The following is a 2,272-nucleotide window of genomic DNA, read 5'->3' as shown; positions in this document are numbered from 1 at the left end:
ATCAGCGTAGTCTCCCTCAGTGATCACCATCTTAGAGGCATCACCATAAGATTTATCTTTTTCTAAAGTGCCGTGAATTTTAAATAACTTTTGATGAGAAGGTGCCGCCGTAGCGTCAAAATCATAATTTGAGGTGTATACCTTCAAATCCTTTTCTTTTCTACGATAGGACTCCTCAATAATATTATCGTAATTTGTCGTATAAATAGACTTCCAGTCATATAGGGGAAGATTAAGCATACCTCCGCTTGGTCTAACCGTTCTAAAGCAGGATCTCAGATGGCTAACAAGATCTCTTCGATCATGCTCTACGCAGATAATCTCTGTAAGCTCAGCGAGGGTATAATCGGAGGGCTCAATATTGAAGCGTTTAGATAGAGAATCTATAAGAGTGCCGACAGACGGTGCATTAGATGGAATCGAGGCTCCAGAACCAAAAAATAGAATGCTTTTCTGAGGGTCGATCCTTGAGGCCAGACTTTCCAGGGAAATAGGCACAACTTTCTCCTTTTATAACTTTATAAAAACTGTCGGCAATTATGTTTTACCAAAAAATCGCTCGACCCGACAATTTTTGAACACATGAAAACGAATCTAATCTAGATTTCTGTCAGTTCAGACTAGCGCGGTACCGAGAACATGCCGCATCACGATATTTCCGACTTTGTTCAGCACCATCTTTATTAAATTCCTCAGTCCAAAATTCACACATCTGCCTATTGGTCCGAATTACGCTTGGATCTGTACGCTCACGAGTTTGTTTTCTGCGAATCTGTTCCAGGCGCTGCTGCTCCTGTCTTGCTTGCTCGGCCAAGTAATCACGCGGAGAAGCATTTGCGCTCGGTGAAGGTTGTTGAATTGGGTTGGAGGGGCTACTGAGGGTAGGTCGACCGCCTAACAACTCCTCCATTGTAGCTTCCATAACTAAAAAAGAGAGGAACAGCCCCATAAGGCCAATAATTGTCCAAGAGACGATGTTACCGACAACGACTGCGGAAAAGATCTTGAACCAAGACATCGTTCACTCCATTGAAACACCGATAGGAAGCGTAGCGAAGATGTCAACAAAGTGTCCATGGCTTTGTGGTTTGATGTGGCTTAGAGTGAAGCAGAACTTCACGAAGCAACTGATTTGGCAACGATAGTGGATTTCTGTGTTGCTCCGAGAGCCTGCGGCATCGGGTTCAATTAACGCCACTGCGAACGATATAAAGCGCGGAACATCCGTTCTATGCTTGCAATTTCCCTACAGTCATATATGGTTTTTGCAGGTTTCGGTGAAAACCTGCCGCTTGCAAAGGCGAAGCTACGCATCACCACTTCCTTCTCAAAGATTGACACAAAGCTCAGGCGCACGCCTGGTCAGCAAGCAACCCACTGCAATGTGCGCCGCGCGAGAAACGTGTCATGCCCAAATTTAGCCCAATCTCTATTATCAAACGTTCTACAAAAACGTTGGCTAGGAATCAGACTATCCCGCTTAACAAGGCGCTGGAGTCTGTAGCAACTTCATCTGGCTTTTCAGATTTTCACGAAATGACTGCCGTTGCGAAAAAGTCATCGCAAGAGTCGCGCTTGACAAAAGCAGCGTTCGGCCTCAGCGACTTAGGGTCTGCAGTGTTTGAGGATGAGATAGACTTTGCGCTTGATTCCTTGTTGGAAGAGGAGCTCTCAGGAGCAATTGCCGAAACTAATGCTTACAACTTTTCCTTGCAGAGCATTGATGTAGGCTCAACGCATTACGACGAACATGTTGGCATTCTAACTCTTAATGCCGAACTCGAGTATTGCGGGGACCAGGATCCAGACAGGCCATACCACGGAACAAGTTTCTTCATTAAAGCTGAGATTCGGTTGAAGTGGACTTCGGACGGATGGGAGTTGCTTGAAGACGAACCCCTTACCATAGAGAGCTGCACGACGGATGCAGATAAAGATAGAGAGGCGGAAATGGATTGGCTGTATGAGGAGTCGCAACGCCAGAATTAGCCGTTTTCGCTAACCTCATTGGACGGCCTTCCACGGTGGAGGGCCTTTCAAGTTGCTCCGATATGGGATCTTGGACGTGAACGTCCTCCCACAACCAAAATCGACTAGAGTCAACCGAGTGTCAACGCAGCGGTGGTTTACAGTGCAACAGTATGGTGTCGTATCAGCGTAACTAATTAATTCGGCAGCTATTGTGGTTTTATGTGGAGCCACAAAGACCACCACAAGGCTCTCATAATCCCTTGGTCGCTGGTTCGAGTCCAGCTGGGCCCACCATATTTCA

At 46.2% G+C, this 2,272-nt stretch carries 3 protein-coding genes; 1 reads left to right on the top strand and 2 read right to left on the bottom strand.

Annotated elements, in window-relative coordinates; genetic code table 11:
• On the bottom strand, positions 1–498 hold a 498-nt coding region (locus tag FCS96_RS00190), incomplete at its 3' end, for an SIR2 family protein (protein WP_171040631.1).
• 112 nt (positions 499–610) lie between these two features.
• Positions 611–1,018 carry a hypothetical protein gene (locus FCS96_RS00185; RefSeq protein WP_138438246.1) on the bottom strand — a complete coding sequence of 136 codons (408 nt, stop codon included), beginning with the start codon at positions 1,016–1,018 and terminating at the stop codon, positions 611–613.
• Between the two features lie 389 nt (positions 1,019–1,407).
• Between FCS96_RS00185 and FCS96_RS00180 the strand changes: the two genes are divergently transcribed.
• Positions 1,408–1,989, top strand: a complete 582-nt coding sequence (locus FCS96_RS00180; protein ID WP_138438245.1) for a P-loop NTPase family protein — start codon at positions 1,408–1,410, stop codon at positions 1,987–1,989.
• Positions 1,990–2,272 lie beyond the last annotated feature (283 nt).

This window comes from Marinobacter alexandrii (genome assembly GCF_005871205.1).
GTDB classification, from domain to species: Bacteria; Pseudomonadota; Gammaproteobacteria; order Pseudomonadales; family Oleiphilaceae; genus Marinobacter; species Marinobacter alexandrii.
The sequence above is the reverse complement of the archived record's forward strand: the minus strand, read 5'-3'. Positions and strand labels throughout refer to the sequence as shown.

What these genes read in the sequence shown, in the direction of transcription:
- FCS96_RS00185 (WP_138438246.1), bottom strand. Translation starts at nt 1,018, where the DNA reads ATGTCTTGGTTCAAGATCTTTTCCGCAGTCGTTGTCGGTAACATCGTC.
- FCS96_RS00180 (WP_138438245.1), top strand. Translation starts at nt 1,408, where the DNA reads ATGCCCAAATTTAGCCCAATCTCTATTATCAAACGTTCTACAAAAACG.